Genomic DNA, 26,446 nt, shown 5'->3' on the forward strand with positions numbered 1-26,446 from the left:
GGTATTGCGTCAAACACATTTCTTGTGAACGACGCGATCATTGTGGGAGCGGGCTTGCCCGCGAAGAGGACCTTTCAGGTGACGAAAAACTTACTGATTCAACGGCGAACCTGTTTAAGCGTCTCGGCAATCAAAAACGCCAGTTCCAGCGACTGATCGGCATTCATCCGTGGGTCGCAATGGGTGTGATAACGGTCCGACAAACCATCCTCGGTAATCGGCCGTGCGCCGCCGATGCATTCGGTGACATTCTGCCCGGTCATCTCGATATGGATGCCGCCGGCATAGCTGCCTTCCGCTTCATGCACCTGGAAGAACTGTTTTACTTCATTGAGGATTTGCGCAAAGTCGCGAGTCTTGTAGCCGCTGCTGGCCTTGATGGTGTTGCCGTGCATCGGGTCGGAACTCCACAGCACTTTCTTGCCTTCGCCTTCCACCGCGCGGATCAGTTGCGGCAGATGGTCGCCCACCTTGTTCGCGCCCATGCGCACGATCAGGTTGAGGCGGCCGGGATCGTTGTCCGGGTTAAGGATGTCGATCAGGCGAATCAACTCTTCGGTGTTCATGCTCGGGCCGACCTTGACTCCGATCGGGTTGTTCACGCCACGGAGGAACTCGACGTGGGCGCCATCGAGCTGACGCGTGCGGTCGCCGATCCAGAGCATATGTGCCGAACAGTCGTAATAATCGTTGGTCAGGCTGTCGCGACGCACGAAGGCTTCTTCGTAGTTCAGCAGCAGCGCTTCGTGGGCCGTGAAAAAGCTGGTTTCGCGCAGTTGCGGCGAGCTGTCCATGCCGCAGGCGCGCATGAAGGCCAGGGTTTCGTCGATGCGATCGGCCAGGTGGCTGTACTTCTCGGCCAGGGCCGAGTTGGCGATGAAGTCCAGGTTCCATTTGTGCACTTGATGCAGGTCGGCAAAACCGCCCTGAGCAAAAGCGCGCAGCAGGTTCAGGGTCGCGGTGGATTGATGGTAGGACTGCAACAAGCGATCCGGATCCGGAACGCGGCTTTTTTCGTCGAAACCGATGCCGTTGACGATGTCGCCACGGTAGGCCGGCAGGGTCACGCCGTTGATGGTTTCATCGTTGGAGGAGCGCGGCTTGGCGAATTGCCCGGCCATCCGGCCGACCTTGACCACCGGGCAGCCCGCCGCGAAGGTCATGACAATCGCCATCTGCAGCAGCACTTTAAAAGTGTCGCGAATTTTTGCCGCCGAGAACTCGACAAAGCTTTCCGCGCAATCACCGCCTTGCAGCAGAAATGCCCGGCCCTGAGTCACCTCGGCAAACTGACGGCGCAACTCCCGAGCCTCGCCGGCAAACACCAGCGGCGGATAACTGGCCAGGGTTTGCTCGACCTGCAGCAAGTGCGCAGCATCAGGATAACGGGGTTGTTGCTGGATCGGCAGGGCGCGCCAGCTGTCAGGACTCCAGGGTTGGCTCATCACGGACTCTAGTGTTTTACGGTCGGACAACCATGTTATCAGCAATTAGTGCGTGACCTGTTCCCGTTGGTTCGCGGACAATCGCGTCTTTCCCGCTCGGCGCCGAGCGGCTGGATTTATCGCGTTGCCGGGGTTGAGCCCGTTGGCGGTTAGGAGATGAGATGACTGAGGAGCGCGTCGAGCGCCTGCTCGCCGAGGTGCACGATGACTTCGGCATGATTCGGGTGCTGGAAGTGGCGGATTACCGCTTTCTCGAATTTGGCGATGCCATCGAGCAGAGCTGTGTGTTCACCGCCGACCCAAGCTGGCTGGAGTACGACTACACCCGGGCCATGCTGATCGGTGCGCTGTGCCACGAAGCCCCCGACAGCGCGCTGTTTCTGGGTCTTGGCGCCGGCACGCTGACCCAGGCCTGCCTCAAGTTCCTGGCGCTGGAAGACGTCGAAGCCATCGAGTTGCGCCCGGATGTGCCGCGTCTGGCCATCGAATACCTCGGTCTGGATGACGACCCGCGGCTTTATATCCGTGTCGGCGATGCCCTGGAATTGCTCGAGACTGCCGAGTCGGCGGATCTGATCTTTGTCGACCTCTACACTGACGTCGGCCCGGGTGTCGGGCATCTGGCCTGGGGGTTTCTGGAAAACTGTCAGAAGCGTCTGAATCCGGGTGGCTGGCTGGTGATCAACCAATGGGCCACCGACGACGGCAAGCCGTTGGGCGCTGCCTTGCTGCGCGGTCTTTATCACCGGCATTATTGGGAGTTGCCGGTGAAGGAGGGCAACGTGATCCTGATCGTTCCCGCAGATCTGGATCAATCCCTGAATATGGAAGGCCTGACCGCCCGGGCCGAAGCCCTGGCGCCGCGTCTGGGGTACTCGTTGCAATCGCTGATCAAGGTGATCCGTCCGGCGACATAAGTGTTGTCTGTTAAACAGCTATCGCGAGCAAGCTCGCTCCCACAGAGATCTCCGGTGTGAACACATTGTGTGCCGCAAAGAAGATCCACTGTGGGAGCGAGCTTGCTCGCGATGGCGGTATGACTGCTGGCACATCAGGCATAGATCTCAACAGCCTTTGAATACGCCGGGACGTTTTTCGACCATCGCGCGCATACCTTCCTTCGCGTCTTCGCTGTTCAGCAGTTTCTTCACCAGCGGCGGTAAACCCAAGGCAGCGGCGGTTTCACCTTCAAGGCGCGCCTGACGGGCGGACATCAAAGTGGCCTGAACGCCCAACGGTGCTTGTTGGGCGATACGTTGGGCCAACTCCAGTGCGCGGGGCATAAGGTCCTCGCTGGCCATCACTTCCTGGACCAAACCCAGGCGCAAGGCTTCATGAGCATCGAACTCATCGCCGGTCAACAGCCAGCGCATGGCATTGCCCCAGCCGGCGATCTGATGCAGGCGCAAGGTGGCGCCACCGAAAGGGAAAATCCCGCGCTGGACTTCCAGCTGGGCGAAGCGTGTATTGCTGGCACACAGGTTGATATCGGCGGCCAGCATCAATTCGATGCCGACGGTCATGCAATAGCCCTGTACGGCGACAATCACCGGTTTGCTGACCCTGGGGCCGGCGAACACCCCCCACGGATCGCAACCGCCGGTCGGCGCCTGCCAGCCTTTGGCCAGGGCGGCGCCGACACTCTCCAGATCCAGACCTGCGGTAAAGTGTTCGCCGTGACCGAACACCACCGCTACCCGAGCCTCGGCGTTACGTTCGAACTCGCCGTAGGCCAGGCTGAGTTCATTCAGCAGATCGAGGTCGAAGGCATTACGTTTGGCAACGCGGTCCAGGCCTATCAACAGGATGTGGCCACGCTGTTCACGGCTGACGCTGCTGGGGCTGAGCTGTTTCATGGGCATATCCTGGGGCGGGAAAGGGTGTCTTGGCGTTACGGTCTCAGCCTCAAAGATGAACCGTTTAAGCGTCATAACCAATAGGGCCGGGCCTTTGAAAAGTAGACGCTTGGAGGATTATCCGCAAAGCCCGTGACAGAGAGGCGTACAGCCGTTTTTTCTTGTAAAAATATCTCCCTTTTTTCAGTAATTCCGGTATAGTGCGCGCCGGCCTTTAACCGGGCCACGTTTAGGTACTGCAATTCCCCGAAGCCAGCTTCGGCTGCTTGTTCGCTCTGCGGACTATCCTTGACGTTCCATTCATTCAAACGTTTTCGCAAATCCCCGCCGACAAAGCAGCCAGGGCGACTCTTGAGTCTCAACACGGCATGCGCAGCTTTGGAGCATGGGTCTTTGCGGATGCACTAGAGGCAGACCCATGACCCAGGAAACCGGCGGCTTCGCCGCTTTTGATCTTCACCCAAATATTCTTGCAGCCGTCATCGCGACTGGCTATGAAGAGCCTTCGGCTATTCAGCAGCAATCGATCCCGATCATCATGGCCGGCCACGACATGATTGGCCAGGCGCAAACCGGTACGGGTAAAACCGCTGCGTTCGCCCTGCCGATCCTGCATTGCATCGATCCTGCCAAGCGTGAGCCTCAGGCTCTGATCCTGGCCCCGACCCGTGAGTTGGCGCTGCAAGTTGCAACCGCTTTCGAAACCTACGCCAAGCAAATGCCAGGTGTAACTGTTGTGGCTGTCTACGGCGGCGCGCCGATGGGCCCACAACTGAAAGCCATCCGTAATGGCGCACAGATCGTTGTCGCCACTCCGGGCCGTCTGTGCGACCACCTGCGTCGCGACGAAAAAGTCCTCGCTACCGTGAACCACCTGGTTCTCGACGAAGCGGACGAAATGCTCAAACTGGGCTTTATGGACGACCTGGAAGTTATCTTCAAGGCCATGCCGGCAACCCGTCAGACCGTATTGTTCTCGGCCACTCTGCCGCAGTCGATCCGTGCCATCGCCGAGCGCCATCTGCGCGATCCGAAGCACGTGAAGATCCAGACCAAGACTCAGACCGTTACCGCGATCGAACAGGCTCACCTGTTGGTTCACGCTGACCAGAAGACCTCGGCTGTATTGAGCCTGCTGGAAGTGGAAGATTTCGACGCCCTGATCATGTTCGTGCGCACCAAGCAAGCGACCCTGGATCTGGCCAGTGCCCTTGAAGCCAAAGGCTACAAAGCCGCTGCGCTGAACGGTGACATTGCCCAGAACCAGCGTGAGCGCGTGATCGAGTCCCTCAAGGATGGCCGTCTGGACATCGTTGTGGCGACCGACGTTGCTGCCCGTGGTCTGGACGTTCCGCGTATCACCCACGTATTCAACGTGGACATGCCGTACGATCCAGAGTCCTACGTTCACCGTATCGGCCGTACTGGCCGTGCCGGTCGCGAAGGTCGTGCACTGCTGCTGGTGACTCCGCGTGAGCGCCGCATGCTGCAAGTGATCGAGCGTGTAACCGGTCAGAAGGTTGCTGAAGTCCGCCTGCCGGACGCTCAAGCCGTTCTCGATGCGCGCATCAAGAAACTGACCAACAGCCTGTCGCCGCTGGTTGCTGATGCCGAATCGACTCATGGCGATCTGCTGGATCGTCTGACCGCCGACATCGGTTGCACCCCGCGTGCCCTGGCCGCTGCTCTGCTGCGCAAGGCTACCAACGCTCAAGCGCTGACCCTGGCCGCTATCGAGAAAGAACGTCCACTGGTGCCGAACAACGCACCGCGTGGCGATCGTCCAGAGCGTTCCGGTGATCGTCCAGACCGTGGCGATCGTGAGCGTCGTGCTCCGGTCCCATTGGCTGAAGGCCGTGCTCGTTGCCGTACCGCGCTGGGCGCGCGTGATGGTATCGCTGCCAAGAACCTGCTGGGCGCCATCCTCAACGAAGGTGGTCTGGCTCGTGAAGCTATCGGTCGCATCCAGGTGCGTGACAGCTTCAGCCTGGTCGAGTTGCCGGAAGATGGTCTGGAGCGTCTGCTGACCAAACTGAAGGACACTCGCGTTGCCGGTAAGCAGCTGAAACTGCGTCGCTATCGCGAAGACTGATCCGCGCTGAGCTGATCAATCGAACATAAAAAATCCCCGACTGGTTCGGGGATTTTTTATGCCTGTTTTTTGCCAAAGCGCGGCAGGTGAGCGAGGAGGGAATGGTTGGTTGGGCGCGGTCTGTGGGAGCTGGCTTGCCTGCGAAGGGTGCGACGCGGTGTGTCCGGCACATCGCCTTCGCGGGCAAGCCCGCTCCCACAGGGTTCAACCAAACCGATAGATATCCATCCCTAGCGCACCCATGGTGAAGCCTTGATGGGCGATGCTGAATTTGCCGCCAGCACCACGGGCAAAATACAACGGCAGCAAATGCTCGTCGCTGGGATGGCTGCGCACGGCATAGGGCGCTTGCTGGCGATAGTCATGCAGGGCGGCTTCGTCGTCAGCTTCGAGTTTGTCGATTACCCAGTCACGAAAAGCCTTGGCCCAGGGCTCTACGCTTTCCGGGCCAGCGTGCCAATCCAGTTCGCGCAGGTTATGGGTAATGCTGCCGGAGCCGATCAGTAGTACTCCTTGTTCGCGCAGACTGGCCAAGGCATGACCGACCCGGGTTTGCAGGGCAGGGCCCTGACGGCTTGGAAGCGAGATTTGCACCACCGGGATATCGGCTTGTGGGTACATCAGCGACAGTGGAACCCAAACCCCATGATCGAACGGACGCTTGGCGTCGATGCGAGCGTTCAGGCCGTCGGTTTTCAACAGGTCGACGACCTGCGCTGCCAGTTCTGGCTGACCGGGCGCCGGATACTGAACGGCAAACAATTGCGCTGGAAAGCCGCCGAAGTCATGCCAGGTTTCCGGCTGGGGGTTGCCGCTGACTAGCAATTCCTGGCTTTCCCAGTGGGCTGAAACCAGCACGATGGCTTTGGGTCTGGGCAGTTCGGCAGCCAGACGCGCCAGGGCAGGGCCGCTGGCGCCGGGTTCCAGTGCAAGCATTGGCGAACCATGGGAGATAAACAGGCTAGGGAGCATAAGAGGTTCCTGAGCGTTAAGATGACCTCATCTTCAATCAGATCATTGATCTAAATCTAATATAAGTTTTAGTGCTTTTTGATCGAATTTTCAGGGTGATTTATGCAGGCGGACTTTTGGCACAAGCGTTGGGAGAGCAATCAGATCGGCTTTCATCAAGCGGAGGTAAACCCCTACCTGCCGCGGTTGTGGCCCACGTTGGGGTTGGCGCAAGGCTCGCGGGTGCTGGTGCCGTTGTGTGGGAAAAGTCTGGACCTTGTGTGGCTCGCCAGTTGTGGCCATCAGGTGCTGGGCGTCGAGTTGTCGGAAAAGGCCGTGGTGGACTTTTTCAGCGAACAGCAACTTGAGCCAAAGATCAGTCAGCAGGGTGCTTTCGCGGTCTATCAGGTGGGCTCGATAGAAGTGTGGTGCGGTGACTTCTTTGCCTTGAGCGCTAAGGATGTGGCTGATTGCATGGCGGTGTATGACCGGGCGGCGTTGATTGCCTTGCCGCCGGAAATGCGCGAGCAGTACGCTGCACATCTGACCCGGATCTTGCCGTCGGGTTGTGCGGGGTTGCTGATCACTCTGGACTACGACCAGATGCAGATGGCCGGGCCGCCCTTTGCGGTGGCTGATGCGCAAGCAAGAAGCCTGCTGGGTGATCACTGGCAGCTTCGAGTCGAGGAAGAGCGGGATGTCCTCGGTGAGAGCTGGAAATTCCTCCAGAGCGGTGTCACACGCCTGGATGAGCGGGTCTATCGTCTGCTAAAGAACTGATCCGCGTTGTAGACGCTGATTTCTGCCAACGCAAAAGGGCGACTTTCGTCGCCCTTTTGGGTACTTCAATGAAGCTATCAGCCGCGACGACGCAGTGCGTCGATGCGCTCTTCCAGCGGTGGGTGGCTCATGAACATGCGAGCCAGACCCTGTTTGAGACCGCCGTTGATGCCGAACGCATTCAAGGTGTCCGGCATGTGCACCGGCAGACCTTGCTCCGAACGCAGGCGCTGCAGGGCGCCGATCATGGCGCTGGTGCCGGCCAGGCTGGCGCCGGCTTCGTCTGCGCGGAATTCGCGTTTGCGCGAGAACCACATGACGATCGCGCTGGCGAGGATGCCCAGTACCAGTTCGGCAAAGATGGTCGCCACGTAGTAGGCGATGCCCTGGCCTTCTTCGTTCTTGAAAATCACCTTGTCGACGAAGTTGCCGATGATTCGCGCGAAAAACATCACGAAGGTGTTCACCACGCCTTGTATCAGGGCCAGTGTCACCATGTCGCCATTGGCCACGTGGCCGATTTCGTGGGCCAGTACGGCCTTCACTTCATCCGGTGAAAAACGCTCGAGCAGACCCTGGCTGACAGCGACCAGTGCGTCGTTCTTGTTCCAGCCGGTGGCAAAGGCGTTCGCCTCGTAGGCCGGGAAAATCCCGACTTCGGGCATCTTGATCCCGGCTTCCCGAGACAGTTGCTCGACGGTTTGCAGCAGCCATTGTTCATGGCGAGTGCGCGGCTGGCTGATAATCTGGGTGCTGGTGCTCATCTTCGCCATCCACTTGGAGATGAACAGCGAGAACAGGGACCCTGCGAAACCAAAGACCGCACAGAAAACCAGCAGCTGATTGAGGTTGAGGTCAACCCCGTTGGCCGCCATGAACCCGTTGAAGCCGAAAAGGCTCAGGGTGATGCTGGCAATCAGCACGACCGCCAGGTTAGTGGCCAAAAACAGCAAGATGCGCATCATGGTTGTAGATATCTCCTCATGCTAAATATGTAGCCTACTGCGGGGTATATAAGGTGCGCCGCCGGGCTATTCAACCGGGTGACTATTTCAAACTGTGTCTTACAGACGGATTTTAGACGCTTGTAGGGTTTTTCTGACGTTGATCAGGTAGATGTTTGACAACTTTTCAGCGCTGCGGTGCCCGTCGCTGTTGGGCGGGGTGGCAGATTACGGAAGCAGCGGGGCGCAGAAGACAAGGTGTTTTACGGGAAATCGTTGCTGAACAAATCGCCGTGGGACTTTGCAAAAAATCCCACGGCGTAACAGCGCTTACTGGCGATAGGATTTCAGAAAGTTGCCAATCCGGCCAATGGCCTGCTCCAGATCATCCACCCGCGGCAGGGTCACCACGCGGAAGTGGTCCGGCCATGGCCAGTTGAACGCGGTGCCCTGGACCACCAGCAGCTTTTCCGAGAGCAGCAGATCGAGAACGAATTTTTCATCGTTGTGGATCGGACAGATTTTCGGGTCGATCCGCGGGAAGGCGTACAATGCGCCCATCGGCTTGACGCAGGTGACGCCGGGAATGTCGTTGAGCAGTTCCCAGGTACGGTTGCGCTGTTCCAGCAGGCGCCCGGCCGGCAAGACCAGGTCGTTGATGCTCTGATAGCCGCCGAGGGCGGTCTGGATCGCGTGCTGGCTGGGGACGTTGGCGCACAGGCGCATGTTGGCCAGCATGTCGATGCCTTCGATATAGCTCTGGGCATTGTGTTTAGGGCCGGAAATGGCGACCCAGCCAGAGCGGAAGCCCGCCACACGGTAGGACTTGGACAGACCGTTGAAGGTCAGGCAGAGCAGGTCCGGGGCCAGCGAAGCGGTGCAAATATGCACGGCATCGTCGTAAAGAATCTTGTCGTAGATTTCGTCGGAGAACACCACCAGGTTGTGCTGGCGGGCCAGTTCAAGCATGCCCAACAGGACTTCTTTGGAGTACACCGCACCGGTCGGGTTGTTCGGGTTGATGATTACCATGGCCTTGGTGTTCGGGGTGATCCTGGCCTTGATGTCGGCCAGATCCGGCCACCAGTTGGCTTGCTCATCGCACAGGTAATGCACCGGATTGCCACCGGCCAGGGTCACGGCCGCGGTCCACAGCGGGTAGTCGGGTGCCGGGATCAGCACTTCGTCGCCGTTGTTGAGCAGGGCCTGCATCGACATCACGATCAGCTCGGAAACACCGTTGCCCAGGTAGATGTCTTCAATGCCGACGCCTTCTACCTGTTTTTGCTGGTAGTACTGCATGACGGCCTTGCGGGCGCTGAACAGGCCCTTGGAGTCGCTGTAGCCTTGCGCGGTGGGCAGGTTGCGGATGACGTCCTGGAGGATTTCGTCCGGCGCTTCGAAACCAAAGGGTGCCGGGTTGCCGATGTTCAGCTTGAGGATGCGATGGCCTTCCTCTTCCAGGCGTTTGGCGTGCTTGAGCACTGGGCCGCGAATGTCATAACAGACGTTGGCGAGCTTGTTCGATTTGCTGACCTGCATGGCGATGTGTTCCTGAAAATGAACGATCCAGGCGGTGTATGAACTACCGTACTGGGAATCCTGCGTTCTCACACAGGCCTGTAACCGGCGTCGCAGCGTGAAAATCCGTTTGAATGCGCGTTACACGGCTGCCAGACTGGCGTTTAACGAGGCGCAATCATACGTGCCGTCTGATCCGTGGAAAAGATACAGATCAGGCTTTTTCAGTTGCAGAGGCAAGACTATGGAAAAGTTGGAAAAAACCCTGGATGAATGGCGCGACATGCTCGACCCGGAGCAGTACAACGTTTGTCGCCTCAAAGGCACCGAACGACCGTTCTCGGGCAAGTACAACGGCACCAAAACCGACGGTGTTTATCACTGCATTTGCTGCAATGAGTCATTGTTCGACTCCACAGCCAAATTTGATTCCGGCTGCGGTTGGCCAAGCTTCTACGAACCCATCGGCGAAAGCGCGATGGTCGAGATTCGCGACGTGAGCCACGGCATGGTTCGGACCGAAGTGGTCTGCGCCAAATGTGATGCGCATTTGGGGCATGTGTTCCCTGATGGTCCGCCACCGACCGGGCTGCGCTACTGCATCAACTCGGTGTGCCTGGATTTGGTGCCTAGGGGCTGACAAGGCCTGCGGCCACTGTGTGTGCCCAATGCCAGTCAGTTAAAGAGTACGGTCTATAAAACGCAGCAGATCCAGTGTGGGAGCGAGCTTGCTCGCGATGGCGGTGGGTCAGTCGACATTGATGCTGAATGTTATTCCGTCTTCGCGAGCAAGCTCGCTCCCACATTTGATCTTCGCTGTGTTGAGACTTGTGTTCGTTCTTTGTGCCATTAATTAAATTGCACACGATTCAATTGCTCGCTATGTTTGTCTTTCATTTCCGTTTCAGGAGCCTGCGCCATGACCGACAACCTGCTGAATATCCCGTGCACCACCATCAAAGGTGAGCAGAAGACCCTGGCTGACTTTGCCGGCAAAGCCGTTCTGGTGGTCAACACGGCGAGCAAGTGCGGTTTCACGCCGCAGTACAAGGGGCTGGAGGAGCTTTGGCAGAGTTACAAGGACCAGGGGCTGGTGGTGCTCGGCTTCCCGTGTAACCAGTTCGGCAAACAAGAGCCAGGCAATGAAGGGGCCATTTCCGAGTTTTGCGAGTTGAATTTTGGTGTCAGCTTTCCGCTATTCAAGAAGATCGACGTCAATGGCAACGACGCTCATCCGTTGTTCGTGCAGTTGAAGAAACGCGCGCCTGGCCTGCTCGGGTCTCAAGGCATCAAGTGGAACTTCACCAAGTTTCTGATCGGTCAGGATGGCAAGGTCGTCAAACGTTTTGCTCCGGCGACCAAGCCGCAGGACCTGACGAGCGAGATTGAAGCGTTGCTGAAATGAATGAGCTGTCAGCCGATTCGCTCAAGCTCGACAGCCAGCTGTGCTTCAAGCTGTACGCCGCTTCCCGGGCAGTCATTCGCGCCTACAAGCCGATGCTCGACCGGTTGGGGCTGACCTACCCGCAGTATTTGGCGATGCTGGTGTTGTGGGAATGGCAGGATTCGCCGCCCGAGCAACCGACGGTCAAGGCCCTTGGCGAGCGGTTGGCTCTGGACTCCGGGACGCTCACCCCGTTGCTCAAACGCCTCGAGCAGATGGCGTTTGTGCAGCGTCGGCGCTCGGCGCGGGATGAGCGTGAGGTGCACTTGAGCCTGTCCGGAGCCGGATCTGCGCTGCGCGAACAGGTCGTGCCGCTCAAGGCGCGTCTGCTGTGCGACAGCGGTGTCGATCTGGATCGCTTGAGTGAACTGCGTAGCGGCCTGGACCAACTATTGGGGCAGATCAAAGCGCTGTCGTAGTGACCACCCAAAGGTCGAGCAGGGCCGCCAGTTCTTCACGCCGGAACGGTTTGGCCAGATAGTCGCTCATCCCGGCTGCGCGGCAGCGCTCTCGCTCCTCGGGCATGGCGTTGGCGGTCAGTGCGACGATCGGCAGGTCAGGCCAGCGACCACTGCGGCGGATCTGCCGACTGGCTTCATAACCGTCCATGACCGGCATGTTGCAGTCCATCAACACCAGTTCGAAACTGCTGTGTTCGAGCGCGTCAAGGGCCTCGGCCCCATGCGCTGCCACGGTCACTTCGCAGCCAAGCTTGCTGAGCATTCCCCTTGCCACAAGTTGATTGACCGGGTTGTCTTCCACCAACAGGATGCGTGCTCGCCGCTGGGGTGACAGGGTTTCAATCTGCGCCTCGTTGATGGTGGTGGTTTGCGCCTGCAAGGCCCGTCGCAGGGTTTGATACAGCGCGTTGCGTGCCAGTGGTCGAGCCTGTTGCTGCAAGGGCGCCAGGGCATTGGCTTGTTCGGCGGGCATGAAACTGCCGTAGGCGCTCACCATCAGAATCGGTGCCTGGATGGCAGGACGTATCCCGAACAGGCATTCCGGGCAGTCGGTGATCAATAGGTCAGGTTGTAGCCCGATCAGCGAGTCGTCGATGCTGCGTCGTTGATAGTCCAGTCCCCAGCCCGGCAGCAAACTGTTCAACAGTTCGGCCAGGCCACTGCCGGCGGCGGTGACCGCGAGGATGTTCCCTGGCAGTGGCGTTGGAGCGATTGCGGGGGTATGGCAAGGTAATGGCAAGTCGGCGCAGAACTGGCTGCCGAACCCCGGCTCCGAACTAATGGTCAGTCGACCCTGCATGGCCTCGCAGAGGTTGTAGGTCAGGGCGAGACCCAGACCTGTGCCGCCGAACTGCCGGGTAATACCGGCTCCTGCCTGGGTGAAGGGTTGGAAGATTTTGACCTGGGCGTCTTGTGCGATGCCGATGCCGGTATCGCAGACCTCGATTCTGACACCGTCTTCATGAGTGCTCAGGCGTACATCGACACGGCCGAAACGGGTGAACTTCAGGGCATTGGACAAGAGGTTGCTGACGATCTGTCGGACCCGTGTCGGGTCACCCAGCACCAATGCCGGAAAGTGCGGGTCAATCAGGCAGGCCAGTTCAACACTTGGCGCGGCGTTCTGCGACAGCAGGTTGGCGGTGTCCTCGACCAGCACGCCAAGGTCGAAGGGGATGCGTTCAAGCTCCAGTTGACCGGCATCGAACTTCGACAGGTCGAGAATATCGTTGAGCAACTCCACCAATACCTTGCCAGAGTCGTGGGCGATCGACAGCTGCTGTTGTTGTTCGGGATTCATCGGGCCGTCCAGAGAAAGGGCGATCATCCCCAACAGACCATTGAGCGGGGTGCGGATTTCATGACTCATGTTGGCCAGGAACACCGAGCGCGCCTCCGCCATATCGAGTGCCGTGCCGCGGGCGACTTCGAGTTCTTCGTTGGACTGGCTCAGCCGGTTGTTGATCGCTTTCAGTTCGGCGGTGCGCGCGGAGACGATGTTCTCCAGTTGCCCGAGATAATCGGTCAGACGGTTCTCGGCATTGCGCCGCTGTTGAATCTCGGTGGCCATGTTTTCGAATTGCTGGTTGGCGACTTTGACCAGTACGCCGATCTCATCGTGTTCATGACCCTGGGGAAAATCCAGTTGCGTCTGGTTGGCACTGCGAGGGTCGCTGCCGCTGAGTTCGCGGATAACCCGAACCAGGGGTTTGGTCAGCATGACGTAGAACAGTGCCAGCAGAATTCCGGTCAATATCAGACTGCGGACGAAGCCGTTGAGCAGTGTCACTTCAGCCCGGCGCAGGAAACGGCCGCCGAATGCGTAGGTATCGACTTCCAGGTGCAAGGTGCCCAGGAACTCATTGGGCATCTGATCGAGATAGAGCCGGTCTTCGAACTGCCGATCGGCGCCGAAGAGAAAGTCGCTGATCACCCGGCTGATCTCCCGATAGTCGCTTTGCGGATCAGGGCGTTTTACGCTGGCAAGGGTCGCATTGTTGTTATCGATCAGTCGCGCACCGATGATCGCGGGGGAGCGCAGCAGGCCGAGAGTCAGTTCCTGGGCGAGTTCGGCATCGATGTTATAGGCGATCCGCGAGGCCGGGTTATGGCTGATCTCAAGAAGAGAGAGTATTTCCCGGTTGATCGAGGCGTCTTCGCTGGCATAATCGATGCCTATTTGCACCAGGCTGAGCAAGGTCCCGAGAATGAAACCGACCAGCACAGTGAGCTTGGCTTGTTTGTAAGACAGGCGGTTGGTGAACTGGATATCCATGGGATGCTGAACCAATTCCGTTTCCCTTCGGTGATCAAGCATAGCTGATCGGCGGTGATTATCGTCAGGATCTGACATCAGTCTGCCATCCAGCTATTTGTTTGTCTGGGTACCATCATTACTGTGAACGTGCCTGAGGAGAAGTCGTGGATTCCCGATTGAATGCTTTTCTTGAGCGCGCCGATGCAATTCTTGCTCGTTTGGAGCCTTTGTTGCCCGCGCCACGCCAAACCATCGACTGGACTCAATGCCTGGCCGCCCGTTGGCAGCGCGAAGGGCGCAGTGGTTTTCTGTTGCCGCTCAAGGTCAGTCTGGACATGCGTTTGTCCGATCTGATCGGGGTAGATAAACAGTGTGAGCAGTTGGGGCGCAATACCCGGCAGTTCCTCGACGACATGCCGGCTAACCATGCATTGCTCTGGGGTTCGCGTGGGACGGGTAAATCCTCGCTGATTCGGGCCTTGCTGGCGGAGTACGCCAAGTCCGGGTTACGGTTGATCGAGATCGAGCGCGATCACCTGGCTGATTTGCCACGAGTGGTGGAGCAATTACAACAGTTGCCGCAGCGATTCGTTTTGTTTTGTGATGATTTGTCGTTCGAGGCGGGCGAGGGCGATTATCGCGTCCTCAAGAGCGTGCTCGACGGCTCGCTCGAACAGGCTCCGGACAATGTGCTGTTGTACGCGACTTCCAACCGTCGACATCTGGTCCCGGAGAAGCAGAGCGACAACGAGAACTGGAAAATGGTCGATGGTGAACTCCATCCCAACGAGGCGGTGGAAGACAAGATTGCCCTGTCGGACCGTTTTGGATTGTGGTTGTCGTTTTATCCTTTCACCCAGGAACACTTTCTCAATGTGGTCGAGCATTGGATCGGCGAGCTGGCGGGTAAAGCCGGTCTTGAATGGCAGCGCACTGAAGAACTTGAGATTCTGGCAGTCCGCTGGGCAACCGGACGGGGCAATCGTAATGGACGTTGCGCGTATCAATTTGCGCGGTACTGGGTAGGGCTGCAGTTGTTGGAGCAAAAAGCATGATCGATTTGCAGAAAAGCGGCGCGGGCCTCGATGGTTATGCACTGTTGCGTGCGCAGCTGGAGTCATTGCTGGCGGATGAGCGTGACTTCATCGCCAACGCCGCACAGTTCTCGGCCTTCCTGTTCAACCAGCTGGATGACCTGAACTGGGCCGGGTTTTACCTCAATCGCAATGAGCAATTGGTACTCGGACCGTTTCAGGGCCAGATTGCTTGCGTGCGAATCCCGTTCGGTCGCGGTGTCTGCGGGGCCGCCGCGGCGACTTTGCAAACCCAGCGGGTCGAGGATGTACATGCGTTTGCTGGACATATCGCGTGTGACAGTGCGTCGAACAGCGAACTGGTGGTGCCGCTGGTCAAAGACGGTCGGTTGATTGGCGTGCTGGACCTGGACAGCCCGAAGCTGGCGCGTTTTACCGAACAGGACCAGACGGGCATCGAGCAGTTGGCGGCTATTTTCCTGCGTTTGAGCGACTGCTGATCAGCACGGTGTGCTGTTCGCGCAGAGCTCGTTCCAGCTCAAGCATGGAGTGCTCGATGGCTTTCCTGCAGGCATTGATGTTCGCTATGTCGGCGCCTTCGATACAGGATTGCTCAAGTGCTTGGCAATGATTGCTCAGCGCCAAGGCTTGTACCATTCGGGCAGCGCCCTTGATCTTGTGCGCAATATCGATCAGGGCTTGCTGCTCCCCCTCTTGGGGCAAAGCGAGCAGTTCTTGTCGGTCCTGACGGGTGCTGCTCAGGAGTTCCTCGAGCAAGCGTTGAACAAGTTGCGGATCCCCCCCGGTCAACAAGTGCAAGCCATCCAGATTGAAGGCGCTGCTGGAGGGTAATGGCTTGAGCTGCGCCAGTCGTTGATTCAATGCGGTAAGGCTGATCGGTTTGAACAGGCAATCGTTCATCCCGACTTCCTTGCAGCGATTTTTTTCCTCCTGTTGAGCGTTGGCGGTGAACCCCAGGATCGTGCAAGGGGGCAACTGCCGCTGTTGTTCGCTCTGACGAATGGCCCGGGTCAGTTCATAGCCATTCATGACGGGCATGTTGCAGTCTGCGATCACCAGATCGAAATGCCCGTCTTCCCAAGCCCGTAAGCCCGCGGCGCCTTGATGAGCGACCGTATAGTGATGACCAAGGAATCCAAGTTGCTGGCACATGAGCAAACGGTTTGCCGGGTGATCGTCGACCACCAGAACGTTCAATACGGTACAAGCGGCAGGAACAGCAGGAGTGACTTCATCCATGACCCGTTTGGGCGGCAGGCTGGTCATTTTCAATGAGACATGAATTTGAGTACCCACTCCGCTCTGGCTGGTCAAACTCAAATGTCCGCCCATCATTTCGCACAGGCTGCGGCTGATGACCAGACCCAGACCTGCTCCACTCCTGGCCAGATGACCGGGGCTGTCGGCCTGAGCAAAGGGCTCGAACAGGCGTTGTTGGTCATCCTGGCTAATACCGATTCCGGTGTCCTGAACCTGCAACTCCATTTGAATCTGTTGCGGCTCTTCGGTGGGGTGTAGACGGACCCGGATCCTGACCTGGCCGTGCTCGGTAAACTTGATCGCGTTGCTGACCAGGTTGGTCAGTATCTGCTTGAAGCGCAGCGGATCGATCAGTACATCGCGATCCTGCACATCTGAATTGAACTCCAGGAGCAGACTGAGGCTTTTCTGCCGGGCCAGCCCGTCAAAGACCCGAACCACCGACTCGACGATGTCGCTCAAGTTGACCCGCTCGGGAGCAAGGCTCAAACGGCCTGACTCTATGCGGGCGATATCGAGAATATCGCCGATCAGCTCCAGTAGATCCTTTGCCGAGTTGTACGCCACTTCAATGGCCGGGCGATCAAGATGACCCTGGTCGGCACGTTTCAAGGTTAATTCGAGCATGCCGATCACCGCATTCATCGGCGTACGGATTTCATGACTCATGGTGGCCAGGAATGTACTTTTTGCACGGTTTGCGGCATCGGCTTGTTCTTTGGCCGACCTTAGCTCATCGAACAATTCTTTGAGCACGCGCTCGGCCATTTGCCGCTGTTTGATTTGCCTGCGCATATAGGCATTCCACGCCAGGGAAATCAGCAACAGCAGACCGATACCGATGACAATCTGGTAAATCAGGCGGTGATAGTTGCGCCAATAACTGTCTGGCGCCGCCGTATAACCACGCCAGCGACTGTTGATGATTCCCAGTTCGTCCGGCGCGATACTCAAAAGCGCCTTGTCGATGATAGAACTCAGTTCCGTTGCACTTCGTGCTGTCGCCAATGAGAAGGCTGCTTGCTGGGTTCCGATAGTGGTACTGATCTGGAGTTTGTCCTCGAACACCGGCGATGAGATGAAATAGTTGGCGATCACCAGTGAGTTCACAGCACCTTCGACCTCGCCTTGGGCGAGTAACTGCGCAGCTCTGAAAGTGTCACTGGTCTCGACTAAACGGATGAGCGGATAGTCACGGCGCAGAAAGTCCACCAAAGGGTTACCTTGAGTGATCGCCAGGCGTTTGCCTTGAAGTTGCTCAAGACTCCCCAAGCTTGCGGAACCCTTTTGCGTCAGCAGCACAAATGAGTTTTCCAGGTAGGGGCGACTGAAATCGAGTGTGGTCTCTCGTTCATTGCTGGGCAGGATGGCGGCAATGATGTCGGCTTTGTTCTCTTCGATCTGGCTGATCATTTCGCTGACACTACGGCTGCGTTGAACCTCGAAACGCAAACCGGTGCGAAGCCTGATCAGTTCAAGCAGCTCCGCGGTGATGCCGCGCAAGTTGTTATCGGAGTCGAAGAAGGTCAGTGGGGCGAAGGTCTCGTTCACTACGACGCGAACAACGGGATGCTGTGTCAACCAGCGCTCCTCTCGAGCCGTCAGTTGCAGCTTGTGATCGGTGAGAAGAATTGCGCTTGCGGCGCTCCAGCGTTTGGCGATATTTTCTCGTTCGCCGGTGGGTATGGCCTTGAGCGTAGTGTTGATGATACCGAGCAGGACCTGATCGTCTTTGCGTACCGCAAAGCTGAAACCATTGGCCTCGTGTTTGCCGAAGTTGGCCATCTGAATGTTTTTCAGGTATCCCTTGTTGATCATGTAGTGAGTCGAAATGGTGTCGCCGAGGAAAACATCTGCCTGATCGAAGGCAACGGCATTGATCGCATTCTGGTACGAGGGGTAGGTGGTAATGATGGCCTTGGGATATAGCTTCTCTACTTCGTCCATTGGCAAGTAGTGATACACCATGCTCAGGCGCATGTTCGCGAGGCCATCGGTCAGTGACCGGCTTTCTCTTTCCCGAGTCACCAGGACCGGCTGGTCCACGGCATAGGGGGCTGAAAGCAAGAGGTTTGGATTACCCGCTTCAAAGCCGTTGGCGGTGCCGAGCAGGTCGATGTCTCCCTGCTCGAGAGCCTCTATGGCACTTTCTCTTGAGGCGAAGCGTTGCACCCTGACGGGAAGGGCCAGGGTTTTGGCGAGGATGCCGGCATAATCGGCGGTGAGTCCCTCATAGTCATGACCACTGATGGTCAAATCGAAGGGGGGGTAATCCGGAGCGGAAGTACCCAGAACCAGTTCGCGCTTGTTGTGGGCCCATTGCAGCTGTGTTCTGTCCAGTTGGACTTCCATGTGGTCTGTGCCTGAGCGACTGAGCAGCGTGTAGTTTTCGATTCCGATGGGTGCCGCGGACACAGAGGTGCTCAGGCATAAACCTGCGCTCAATAACATTAAATAGTCCTTTAAACGCCTGGGCATCCTGTTTCTCACACTAGCGCGTTACGTTTTGCCATCTCGATAAGCTCTACCAAGGATTTGGCTTTGAGTTTTTGCATCAGTCTTTTTTTGTAAGTGCTGACGGTCTTGTTGCTGAGAAACATTCCCTTGGCGATCTCCTTGTTTGTGCGGCCTTGAGCAAAGAGTTGAAGTACCATGAGCTCCCGGTCGTTGACCGATTTAAACAGGTCCAATTCAACAGCTGCCTCGTCATCCCCTCGGGGAGGGTTCAATGCCTGGCTCGGAAAGTAGTTGTAACCGGAGAGAACCGCTTTGATGGCACTTAGTAGTTCGCTCAGATCCTCCTGCTTGCAGACATAACCGGATGCTCCGGATTGCATACAGCGGATGGCAAACAGGCAGGGGGCTTGTGCGGTCAGAACCAATGTCTTCATAGGCGTATTCATTGCATTGAAGCGAGAGAGAACTTCCAGTCCGTCGAGTTTTGGAATGCTGATGTCGAGGATGATCAGGTCCGGCATACATTCCCGAACCATTTGCATGGCGTCAACCCCATTATCTGTTTCGCCGACTACTTTATAGCCTTCGTGTTCTAACAGAATACGGATTGCAAGGCGGATAACGGGGTGATCGTCGACAATAAAAACTGAGTTCATAATCAAATCCCATACGAGCGCGAATAAAGCGCGCACCATAGCTCAGATAGGGGGTACACGCATGAACTGACTGACCTGCAGGTGCAATATAGGATAAGTCCTACATAAAAAAAGGCGACGGATTACGCTTGGACTAGGTCGAGTGATAGGGAGGTTTAGTTTGAGATTATATGTAAGATTAAGTGAATTGAAATGAAGCATTTTTTACTGGATGTTTGCGCTCAATAAGAATGAGGCTCACTATTTATTGCGCACAGACCAGTAATGTTTTCAGTGCCCAGTGATCTATCGGCTTGGTCAAATAACCGAGTAGTGGCAGGCCGCGTTCGTTCGCCTGGTTTTTCAGTTTGTCCAGCTCATGCAGAGTGAGGCTGCTTAAAATGATTGCTCTTTGTATAAAACCCTGACGGTTTGCGAGGTCGATCAGTTCAAGGCCCTGAAGGTCTGGTAAACATTGGTCACACAGTAAAATCTCGAATGGCATTTTTGCCTGTTGCATGAGTCGCAATGCACTCTTGGCATTATAGGTCGAGGTCAATTGGTTGAAGCCGTAACTGTTAAGCAGGCACTGGGTCGCTATTAGTTGAAAAGGATGATCTTCCACCAGCAGGATGCGCACATCATGTTTGAATCTATCGTTTTCCATACAGAAGAACTCATAGTGGTCGAGTTTAAAGGCCAGGTCGTGGCTGGAAACGCTAACGTCCTGGTTGCTTTGCTGAATGTCAGAGGACGATGCTGGTGATTCGTTATGTCCGAGAGGACGGAAGGCGATTATTCCGCGAGTACACAGATATGTTCGATCAGTTTGCTCTGTACAAAGTGTAGGGAGATTCTCTGGGTACTGAGGCGAAAGTGGATTTTGGGAGATTTCGATCAGCCGCGCAGGAAGGTTCCGACACGGCTGATCGATAAGCTTTACTGCGGGCTGGAACGCCCGGTCATCTCTCGTGCCATTTCGCTGGCGTAACTGTCGGTCATGCCTGCGATGAAATCGATCATGCGTAGAAAGGAAGTGTGCAAAGGCCAGCTCGGGTCCGGGGCATTGTTGCCCAGCAGGTCGAGGATGCGGCGGTTCTTGAACGATGGCGTACGACCGCCATGCTGTTCCAGAGCGGCACCGCAGAAGGCATTCAGCAGGATCTCCAACGTGGTGTAAGCGCCGATTTCATGCAAGGTCTTGCGCTTGTCCTGGAAGATTTTCTTGCGTGCCATGTCTTTGGCATTCAACACGCAACGCTTGGCTGGGCCGTGCATATGCTCTACCAGGTCACCAGGGAGTGTGCCGGCCAACAGCGCATCCTGTTGTTCGACAAATGCTCGTGCGGCGGCATTGGTCAGGTGCTCGATGGCTTTGCCGCGCAGGATCGCCAGCTTGCGCCGCCGAGAGTCTTGTGGCCCGAGTTGGCGATAGGTCTCCGGTAGATCATCACCGACCAGCCCAAGCAGCAGGGACTCGACTTCGGCATATTCCAGAAGCTCCATCTCCAGTCCATCCTCGAGGTCGATCAAGGCGTAGCAGATGTCATCGGCAGCCTCCATCAGGTAGACCAGAGGATGACGGGCCCATCGTTGCTCCTCGAGTTGAGGCAGGCCGAGTTTATGAGCAATCTGCTCCAGCAGCGCCAGCTCGCTCTGATAGCAACCGAACTTGTGCTTCTTGTAGCCCAGCGAATCGGCGTGGCGTGCGGTCCAGGGGTATTTCAGGTAAGTGCCGAGTGTTGCGTAGGTCAATCGTGTACCGCCGTCGAACTGGTGGTATTCCAGCTGGGTGAGCACCCGAAAGCCTTGGGCATTACCTTCGAAGTTGAGGAAGTCATTACGCTCGGCTTCGCTCATGTCATCAAGCCAGCCGCGGCCTGCGGCTTGCTGGAACCAATGGCGGATCGCATCTTCGCCCGAGTGACCGAACGGCGGGTTGCCGATGTCGTGAGCCAGACAGGCAGACTGCACCACCATGCCCAGGTCGCTGGGTTCGCACCAGTCGGGCAGGGCGCTGCGAATTGTTTCTCCTACGCGCATGCCCAGCGAGCGACCGACGCAGCTGACTTCCAGCGAGTGGGTCAGGCGTGTATGGATATGATCGTTGCTGGAAACCGGATGCACCTGAGTCTTGCGGCCCAGACGGCGGAAGGCACCGGAAAAAATAATGCGATCGTGGTCTTTATGGAAAGGACTGCGGCCGAGTTCTTCCGGGCTGTGCAACGGCTTTCCGAGTCGTTCGCGATTAAGCAGGGTTTGCCAATCCAAGGCTGGTTCTCTCCGTCTGGTGACTGGATGACTACAGACCCTAGCTTCCCGGTTCGCGCACTTCGCTGCAAGTGGAACTACAGCTCGGCAGCCTCAATAACCGTCAGGTGGACAGGGAAGACCGAACCCCTCGATAAGAGGTCCGATCCATGAGTTTGGCAAGCATGCAGCCAGACTAGTTTTTGCGGGAGGAGCCTTGCATCACCAGCTTGATCAGCGGCAACAGGCCGACGCTCAGTTTGACCAGTCGGGCCAGGCTGCTGGCGCCACCGCCCTTGGCGCCTTTGCCGGTCAGGAACCCCAGCAAGGTCACAGCCGCTACGCCCCAGAGCGGAGCGTGCTTGATTCCCAAGCCGTCGTGCCAGCCTTGTGCCATCCCGCGTACGCGCTGCAAGGGTTGCAGCAGGTTCTGGGACTCGTGGCGGATTTCCTGGCGATGCATTTCCATGCGCAGCCGGATCAAGGTCTTGCGCATTTCACGCCGCGAGATGTTTTTTGGGATTTCAGGCAGGTTCATGGCAGCAAGCGCTCTCTATCGTTGGCCAACTCTTCAAGGGTGGCATTGAAGGGTGATGACTCATCGAAGATCGCTGCTTTTAAACGCAGGGCGCAAAACAGCGCGGCGAGCGTATAGAAGACACAGAGGCCGATGATCGCGGCCAGGCGATGGGTGTCCCAGAGCAGAATCAGCACCAGTGCCGAGAGCCCGATCAACAGCAGCAAGGCAAACACCAGCGCCAGACCTGCGAACAACAACAGGCTTACAGTCCGTGATTTCTGCTCTTGCAACTCGATGCCGAACAACTCGACATGACTGTGCAGCAAACCCAGGAAAGCGGCGCCCAGGCGCCGCGATGAGGAGCTTGGGCCCGTGGCGGACGAGCCGGATTCGCCGATAGCCATATTAGCGCCGCGTCGCCAGCAGGCCGATCAGAAAGCCTACACCGGCGGCAATGCCCACCGCCTGCCATGGGTTGGCTTGCACGTAGTCTTCAGTGGCGGTGACCGCCGCTTTGCTGCGCTCGCGCAGGGAGTCTTCGGTCAGCTGCAGGGTTTCGCGGGCACGCAACAGGCTCTCGTGGATCTGGGCGCGCAGTTCATCGGCCTGGTCACCAGCCAGCGTCGCGGTGTGTTCGAGCAACCTTTCGGTGTCATTGACCAGTGTTTGAAAATCCGCCATCAGGGTTTCTTGAGCAGTCTTTGCTGTTTTGCTGGCCATGGTTATCTCCGTAGGTGGCTTCTGATTGTTTCGAGTATGAGGCTTGCTGGAAGGTTCAGTGCAATTGCCTGGTACAACTTTTGCTTTGTTGTGGTGCGCAGGCGAGATTTTGCGCTGAAGCCGGGCGTAAATGCGGCGCGAGCCATGAAAACCTTAACCTAAATAACTAAAACCCGCGAAAAACTCCTAGCGGCGATTTGCCTGTTCGTGATTCCTGCGCCAAAGCGGTTCACCCTATAAAAGCCGATGCTGAGGCGGGTGCCAACTTGGTGCGCAAAAAAGACTCATTGAACTGCTTTGGTGCTTTTTCCTGCATTCAGGTCTGCCATCTCCATGGAAAACTTGCAAAGTGCTGTGGACAGTCTGGTCCATAGCTCCAACACGCTGTTCATTCTGATGGGCGCGGTCATGGTCCTGGCCATGCATGCCGGTTTCGCCTTTCTTGAAGTGGGTACGGTCCGGCAAAAAAATCAGGTCAATGCGTTATCGAAGATCCTCAGCGATTTCGCCATTTCGACCTTGGCCTATTTCTTTATAGGCTATTGGATTTCCTATGGCGTCAGTTTTATGCAGCCAGCGGCGGTGATCAGTGCCGATCATGGTTATGGGCTGGTGAAGTTTTTCTTCCTGCTGACCTTTGCTGCGGCGATTCCGGCGATTATCTCCGGGGGGATTGCCGAGCGCGCCAAATTCGCCCCGCAACTGTGTGCAACGGCGCTGATCGTGGCGTTCATTTACCCTTTCTTCGAAGGCGTGGTGTGGAACGGCAATTTTGGTCTGCAAGCCTGGTTGCTGGCGCGCTTCGGTGCGGGTTTCCATGACTTCGCAGGATCAGTGGTGGTGCACGCCATGGGCGGTTGGCTGGCGCTTGCGGCGGTGCTGTTGCTCGGGCCGCGCCAAGGCCGTTATCGCGACGGACGTCTGGTGGCCTTTGCACCGTCGAGCATTCCGTTTCTGGCGTTGGGTTCGTGGATCCTGATTGTCGGCTGGTTCGGCTTCAACGTGATGAGCGCGCAAACCCTGCAAGGGGTCAGTGGGCTGGTCGCGGTCAACTCGTTGATGGCGATGGTCGGCGGCACCGTGGCGGCGCTGGTTGTCGGCCGCAATGACCCCGGCTTCTTGCATAACGGCCCGTTGGCGGGGTTGGTGGCAATTTGCGCAGGCTCCGACCTGATGCACCCGGTCGGGGCGCTGGTGACTGGCGGCATCGCGGGGGCGTTGTTCGTCTGGTGCTTCACCGCGGCGCAAGGAAAATGGAAGATCGATGATGTGCTCGGCGTTTGGCCGTTGCATGGGTTGTGCGGTGTCTGGGGCGGGATCGCTTGCGGCATTTTCGGTCAGAGCACTTTGGGCGGCTTGGGCGGGGTCAGTCTGATCAGCCAGTTGATCGGAACCTCTCTGGGTGTTGTCGTCGCCTTGGCCGGGGGCTTTGCGGTGTATGGCACGATCAAGTATTTCCATGGCCTGCGGTTGAGCCAGGAAGAGGAGTATTACGGGGCTGATTTGTCGGTGCACAAGATTGGCGCGGTGAGTCAGGATTGATTGTGCGCATCTGAAAGTCGCTTTACCTGTAGGAGCCGAGCTTGCTCGCGATGCAGGCGGCGCGGTGCATCAGGCAAACCTCGCCATCGTTCATCGCGAGCAAGCTCGGCTCCTACAGCCCGCCCAGTAATCGCGCTTCGCAGGCCTCGATAGCTGACAAGGTGCCAGACATCAGTACCTTGTCACCCGACTGCAAATGGGTGGTGCGATCCATCGTCAGTTCGTTGCCATCGCGCTGTACGGCCTGAACGTCCACGCCCAATGAGTCCAGAGCCAGTTCGCTCAGCGACAGACCGCAGGCGTAGGCATCGGCACCGAGATTGACCGCGTGCATCAGCACTTTGGGCTGACCTCGGTTGTCCAGCAGATTGCTCTGCGCGCCATGATAAAAACCATGCAGCAGGCGATAACGATTGTGCCGGACTTCGTCGACATTGGCCTGGACCTGTTGCTTGGGCAATCCGAGCATGATCAGCGCATGAGAGGCGAGCATCAGGCTCGACTCGAGCAATTCCGGGACCACCTCGTTGGCACCCGCGGCTTTCAACTCGGCCAATTGGCTGTCATCCCGGGTCCGGACCAGGATCGGCACGGCACCGTTGATTCGGCGGGCTTCCTTGAGCACGATCAAGGCGATGTCAGTCTTGTCCACGGCAATCACCAGCAACCGTGCCCGTTCGAGCCCGACGGCGGCGAGCAGTTCGCCGCGACGGGAGTCGCCATAATGCACGCAGCTTTCGCCGGCCGCGGCTTCCTGGACGCGCACCGGGTCGTCATCCAGCGCGATGAAGCGCTGTTGCTCGCGCCGCAGGAAGCGACCGATGGACTGACCCACGCGACCATAACCACAAATCACCACATGCCCTTGCAATCCGGCATTCAGCTCGGTGATTTCTTCCAGTTTCGCCTCCTCATTGGGTTTGCGATGCAAGCGCGCGGCGATCCCGGGGGCGGCGCGTAGCAGCAGCGGCGTCAACAGCATCGAACAGAAGGTTGCCGCCAGCAAAAGGCCGCTGATGTCGGCGGGCATCAGCTTGCTCTGTTGCATCTGCGCCATTAGCGCGAAGCAGAACTCACCGCCTTGGGCTAGTGCCAGTCCGCTGCGCCAGGCTGTTTCGCCATCGCTGCCACGCCACTTGACCAGCGTCGCCACCACAGTTCCCTTGATCAGCAACAGTGCCAGCGTCAGCCCCAAGATAAGTAGCGCATGGCTGGCGAATAGCTGCAGGTCGATCAACATGCCGATACTGACGAAGAACAGCCCCAGCAAAATGTCGCGGAAGGGCCGGATATCGGCTTCGATCTGATGCCGGTAATGGCTTTCCCCCAGCAGCATGCCGGCGAGGAAAGCGCCGAGGGCAGGAGAGAGGCCGAGCAGGTGGGTCAACCAGGCGGTCAGCAGGACGATGACCAATGCCAGCAGCACGAACAACTCGGCGGAGTGGGACGCGGCGACCTCATGGAACAGCCGTGGCAGCAGCCAGCGGCTGGCCAACAGCAGGCCGACAAAGAGTACGACGGTTTTGCCCAGGGTGATCGGCAACGCCCAATACCAGACCTGATCGCTGCTGCCGGCAAACACCGGAACCAGAGTCAGCAGGAGCACCGCGACCACATCCTGGAACAACAGCACGCCGATCGCATTCTGGCCGTGGCTGCTGAAGATCTCGCCCAGGCTGCTCAGCTCTTTGCTGACGATGGCGGTCGAGGACAGCGCCAGGCCGGCCCCGAGCAGCAAGGCCGAGGTAGTCGACACGCCAGACAGCAGTAACACGCCCCCCAGCAGCACACCTGAAACCAGTACCTGCAGGCTGCCCAGACCGAACACCACGCGACGCAATGCGAGCATTTTCGACAGGGAGAACTCAAGCCCCAGGGAAAACAGCAGGAACACCACGCCCAACTCAGCCAGATCCGGTAACTCTTCGCTGTCATTCACCCAGTCGAACGCCGTCGGCCCCACCAGCAGGCCCACGCACAGATAACCCAGCACCGGTGGCAGTTGCAGGCGCCGGAACAGCGCAATCACCACCAGTGACGAGGCGAGGATGATCAACAGGTTGGCAAACACAACAGTCTCCGGTCGGGGGCTTGAGATAACAGAGCGTAGAGGCAAAAAAGCCGCGAGCATCGCGCAATTGGCTCTGACGGAGAATGATGTGCATCACTCTTTTGTCGATATGTCTTGTTATCGGCGGCGGCTGGCTATGTCTGAACAGGCATTGCCCTTGGCTCGACGGTTTTTGTTGTCGGGCC

24 protein-coding genes are annotated in these 26,446 nt (G+C 57.6%); 9 read left to right on the forward strand and 15 right to left on the reverse strand.

Annotated elements, in window-relative coordinates; all coding sequences use genetic code 11:
* Nucleotides 1-98 precede the first annotated feature (98 nt).
* The gene (locus AC3I0A_RS08620; RefSeq protein WP_489377262.1) at nt 99-1,445 is read right to left on the reverse strand and encodes a class II 3-deoxy-7-phosphoheptulonate synthase; all 1,347 of its coding nucleotides are present in this window, start codon (nt 1,443-1,445) and stop codon (nt 99-101) included.
* A 161-nt stretch (nt 1,446-1,606) separates the two neighbouring features.
* Between AC3I0A_RS08620 and AC3I0A_RS08625 the strand changes: the two genes are divergently transcribed.
* A complete protein-coding gene (locus AC3I0A_RS08625; protein ID WP_489377263.1) occupies nt 1,607-2,362 on the forward strand; it encodes a spermidine synthase in 756 nt (251 codons plus the stop codon).
* Nucleotides 2,363-2,509: 147 nt separating this feature from the next.
* On the opposite strand, the gene AC3I0A_RS08630 is transcribed toward AC3I0A_RS08625, so the two are convergent.
* Together AC3I0A_RS08630 and AC3I0A_RS08635 are read right to left on the reverse strand one after the other, a co-directional pair.
* A complete protein-coding gene (locus tag AC3I0A_RS08630; protein WP_489377264.1) occupies nt 2,510-3,301 on the reverse strand; it encodes a crotonase/enoyl-CoA hydratase family protein in 792 nt (263 codons plus the stop codon).
* Between the two features lie 71 nt (nt 3,302-3,372).
* The gene (locus AC3I0A_RS08635) at nt 3,373-3,666 is read right to left on the reverse strand and encodes a hypothetical protein (RefSeq protein WP_489377265.1); all 294 of its coding nucleotides are present in this window, start codon (nt 3,664-3,666) and stop codon (nt 3,373-3,375) included.
* 53 nt (nt 3,667-3,719) lie between these two features.
* On the opposite strand from AC3I0A_RS08635, the gene AC3I0A_RS08640 reads away from it, so the two are divergent.
* Nucleotides 3,720-5,393 carry a DEAD/DEAH box helicase gene (locus AC3I0A_RS08640; RefSeq protein ID WP_489377266.1) on the forward strand — a complete coding sequence of 558 codons (1,674 nt, stop codon included), beginning with the start codon at nt 3,720-3,722 and terminating at the stop codon, nt 5,391-5,393.
* A gap of 204 nt (nt 5,394-5,597) precedes the next feature.
* Here the strand turns inward: AC3I0A_RS08640 and AC3I0A_RS08645 are convergent, their stop codons facing one another.
* On the reverse strand, nt 5,598-6,365 hold the full coding sequence (locus AC3I0A_RS08645) for a DODA-type extradiol aromatic ring-opening family dioxygenase (protein ID WP_489377267.1): 768 nt from the start codon (nt 6,363-6,365) through the stop codon (nt 5,598-5,600).
* A 102-nt stretch (nt 6,366-6,467) separates the two neighbouring features.
* Here AC3I0A_RS08645 and AC3I0A_RS08650 point away from each other — a divergent pair, with 102 nt between their 5' ends.
* Nucleotides 6,468-7,124, forward strand: a complete 657-nt coding sequence (locus AC3I0A_RS08650; RefSeq protein ID WP_489377268.1) for a thiopurine S-methyltransferase — start codon at nt 6,468-6,470, stop codon at nt 7,122-7,124.
* A 77-nt stretch (nt 7,125-7,201) separates the two neighbouring features.
* Here the strand turns inward: AC3I0A_RS08650 and htpX are convergent, their stop codons facing one another.
* Nucleotides 7,202-8,089 carry a protease HtpX gene (htpX, locus tag AC3I0A_RS08655; RefSeq protein WP_489377269.1) on the reverse strand — a complete coding sequence of 296 codons (888 nt, stop codon included), beginning with the start codon at nt 8,087-8,089 and terminating at the stop codon, nt 7,202-7,204.
* A 309-nt stretch (nt 8,090-8,398) separates the two neighbouring features.
* Nucleotides 8,399-9,610: a pyridoxal phosphate-dependent aminotransferase gene (locus AC3I0A_RS08660; protein ID WP_489377271.1), complete on the reverse strand. Its 1,212-nt coding sequence runs from the start codon at nt 9,608-9,610 to the stop codon at nt 8,399-8,401.
* A 223-nt stretch (nt 9,611-9,833) separates the two neighbouring features.
* Between AC3I0A_RS08660 and msrB the strand changes: the two genes are divergently transcribed.
* The 3 genes from msrB (at nt 9,834) to AC3I0A_RS08675 (ending at nt 11,452) form a co-directional block, all read left to right on the forward strand.
* On the forward strand, nt 9,834-10,229 hold the full coding sequence (gene msrB / locus AC3I0A_RS08665) for a peptide-methionine (R)-S-oxide reductase MsrB (RefSeq protein ID WP_489377272.1): 396 nt from the start codon (nt 9,834-9,836) through the stop codon (nt 10,227-10,229).
* Nucleotides 10,230-10,508: 279 nt separating this feature from the next.
* Nucleotides 10,509-10,994 carry a glutathione peroxidase gene (locus tag AC3I0A_RS08670; RefSeq protein ID WP_489377274.1) on the forward strand — a complete coding sequence of 162 codons (486 nt, stop codon included), beginning with the start codon at nt 10,509-10,511 and terminating at the stop codon, nt 10,992-10,994.
* A complete protein-coding gene (locus AC3I0A_RS08675; protein ID WP_489377275.1) occupies nt 10,991-11,452 on the forward strand; it encodes a MarR family winged helix-turn-helix transcriptional regulator in 462 nt (153 codons plus the stop codon). Before AC3I0A_RS08670 ends, AC3I0A_RS08675 begins: the two co-directional genes overlap by 4 nt.
* On the opposite strand, the gene AC3I0A_RS08680 is transcribed toward AC3I0A_RS08675, so the two are convergent.
* Nucleotides 11,436-13,769, reverse strand: a complete 2,334-nt coding sequence (locus AC3I0A_RS08680) for a response regulator (RefSeq protein WP_489378456.1) — start codon at nt 13,767-13,769, stop codon at nt 11,436-11,438. The two genes, AC3I0A_RS08675 and AC3I0A_RS08680, sit on opposite strands and share 17 nt — an antisense overlap.
* A 146-nt stretch (nt 13,770-13,915) precedes the next feature.
* Here AC3I0A_RS08680 and AC3I0A_RS08685 point away from each other — a divergent pair, with 146 nt between their 5' ends.
* The gene (locus tag AC3I0A_RS08685) at nt 13,916-14,806 is read left to right on the forward strand and encodes an ATP-binding protein (protein ID WP_489377276.1); all 891 of its coding nucleotides are present in this window, start codon (nt 13,916-13,918) and stop codon (nt 14,804-14,806) included.
* On the forward strand, nt 14,803-15,285 hold the full coding sequence (locus AC3I0A_RS08690; RefSeq protein ID WP_489377277.1) for a GAF domain-containing protein: 483 nt from the start codon (nt 14,803-14,805) through the stop codon (nt 15,283-15,285). Before AC3I0A_RS08685 ends, AC3I0A_RS08690 begins: the two co-directional genes overlap by 4 nt.
* Here the strand turns inward: AC3I0A_RS08690 and AC3I0A_RS08695 are convergent.
* From AC3I0A_RS08695 to AC3I0A_RS08725, 7 genes are all read right to left on the reverse strand, one after another.
* Complete coding sequence (locus AC3I0A_RS08695; RefSeq protein ID WP_489377278.1) at nt 15,257-18,418, reverse strand: transporter substrate-binding domain-containing protein; 3,162 nt, start codon at nt 18,416-18,418, stop codon at nt 15,257-15,259. The genes AC3I0A_RS08690 and AC3I0A_RS08695 overlap by 29 nt on opposite strands.
* 134 nt (nt 18,419-18,552) lie before the next feature.
* Nucleotides 18,553-19,179: a response regulator gene (locus AC3I0A_RS08700; RefSeq protein WP_489377279.1), complete on the reverse strand. Its 627-nt coding sequence runs from the start codon at nt 19,177-19,179 to the stop codon at nt 18,553-18,555.
* 244 nt (nt 19,180-19,423) lie between these two features.
* Nucleotides 19,424-19,825 carry a response regulator gene (locus tag AC3I0A_RS08705; RefSeq protein ID WP_489377280.1) on the reverse strand — a complete coding sequence of 134 codons (402 nt, stop codon included), beginning with the start codon at nt 19,823-19,825 and terminating at the stop codon, nt 19,424-19,426.
* Nucleotides 19,826-20,097: 272 nt separating this feature from the next.
* Nucleotides 20,098-21,429: a deoxyguanosinetriphosphate triphosphohydrolase gene (locus AC3I0A_RS08710; RefSeq protein ID WP_489377281.1), complete on the reverse strand. Its 1,332-nt coding sequence runs from the start codon at nt 21,427-21,429 to the stop codon at nt 20,098-20,100.
* 175 nt (nt 21,430-21,604) lie between these two features.
* Nucleotides 21,605-21,946 carry a hypothetical protein gene (locus AC3I0A_RS08715; RefSeq protein ID WP_489377283.1) on the reverse strand — a complete coding sequence of 114 codons (342 nt, stop codon included), beginning with the start codon at nt 21,944-21,946 and terminating at the stop codon, nt 21,605-21,607.
* Nucleotides 21,943-22,332: a phage holin family protein gene (locus AC3I0A_RS08720; protein WP_489377284.1), complete on the reverse strand. Its 390-nt coding sequence runs from the start codon at nt 22,330-22,332 to the stop codon at nt 21,943-21,945. The genes AC3I0A_RS08715 and AC3I0A_RS08720 overlap by 4 nt, the downstream gene beginning before the upstream one ends.
* A gap of 1 nt (nt 22,333) precedes the next feature.
* On the reverse strand, nt 22,334-22,648 hold the full coding sequence (locus AC3I0A_RS08725; protein ID WP_489377285.1) for an ElaB/YgaM/YqjD family protein: 315 nt from the start codon (nt 22,646-22,648) through the stop codon (nt 22,334-22,336).
* A gap of 333 nt (nt 22,649-22,981) precedes the next feature.
* Between AC3I0A_RS08725 and AC3I0A_RS08730 the strand changes: the two genes are divergently transcribed.
* The gene (locus AC3I0A_RS08730) at nt 22,982-24,190 is read left to right on the forward strand and encodes an ammonium transporter (RefSeq protein WP_489377286.1); all 1,209 of its coding nucleotides are present in this window, start codon (nt 22,982-22,984) and stop codon (nt 24,188-24,190) included.
* Between the two features lie 112 nt (nt 24,191-24,302).
* Here AC3I0A_RS08730 and AC3I0A_RS08735 read toward each other — a convergent pair whose 3' ends face one another.
* On the reverse strand, nt 24,303-26,261 hold the full coding sequence (locus tag AC3I0A_RS08735) for a monovalent cation:proton antiporter-2 (CPA2) family protein (protein WP_489377287.1): 1,959 nt from the start codon (nt 26,259-26,261) through the stop codon (nt 24,303-24,305).
* Between the last annotated feature and the right edge of the window lie 185 nt (nt 26,262-26,446).

This window comes from Pseudomonas sp. KH_024_B2 (assembly GCF_057839965.1).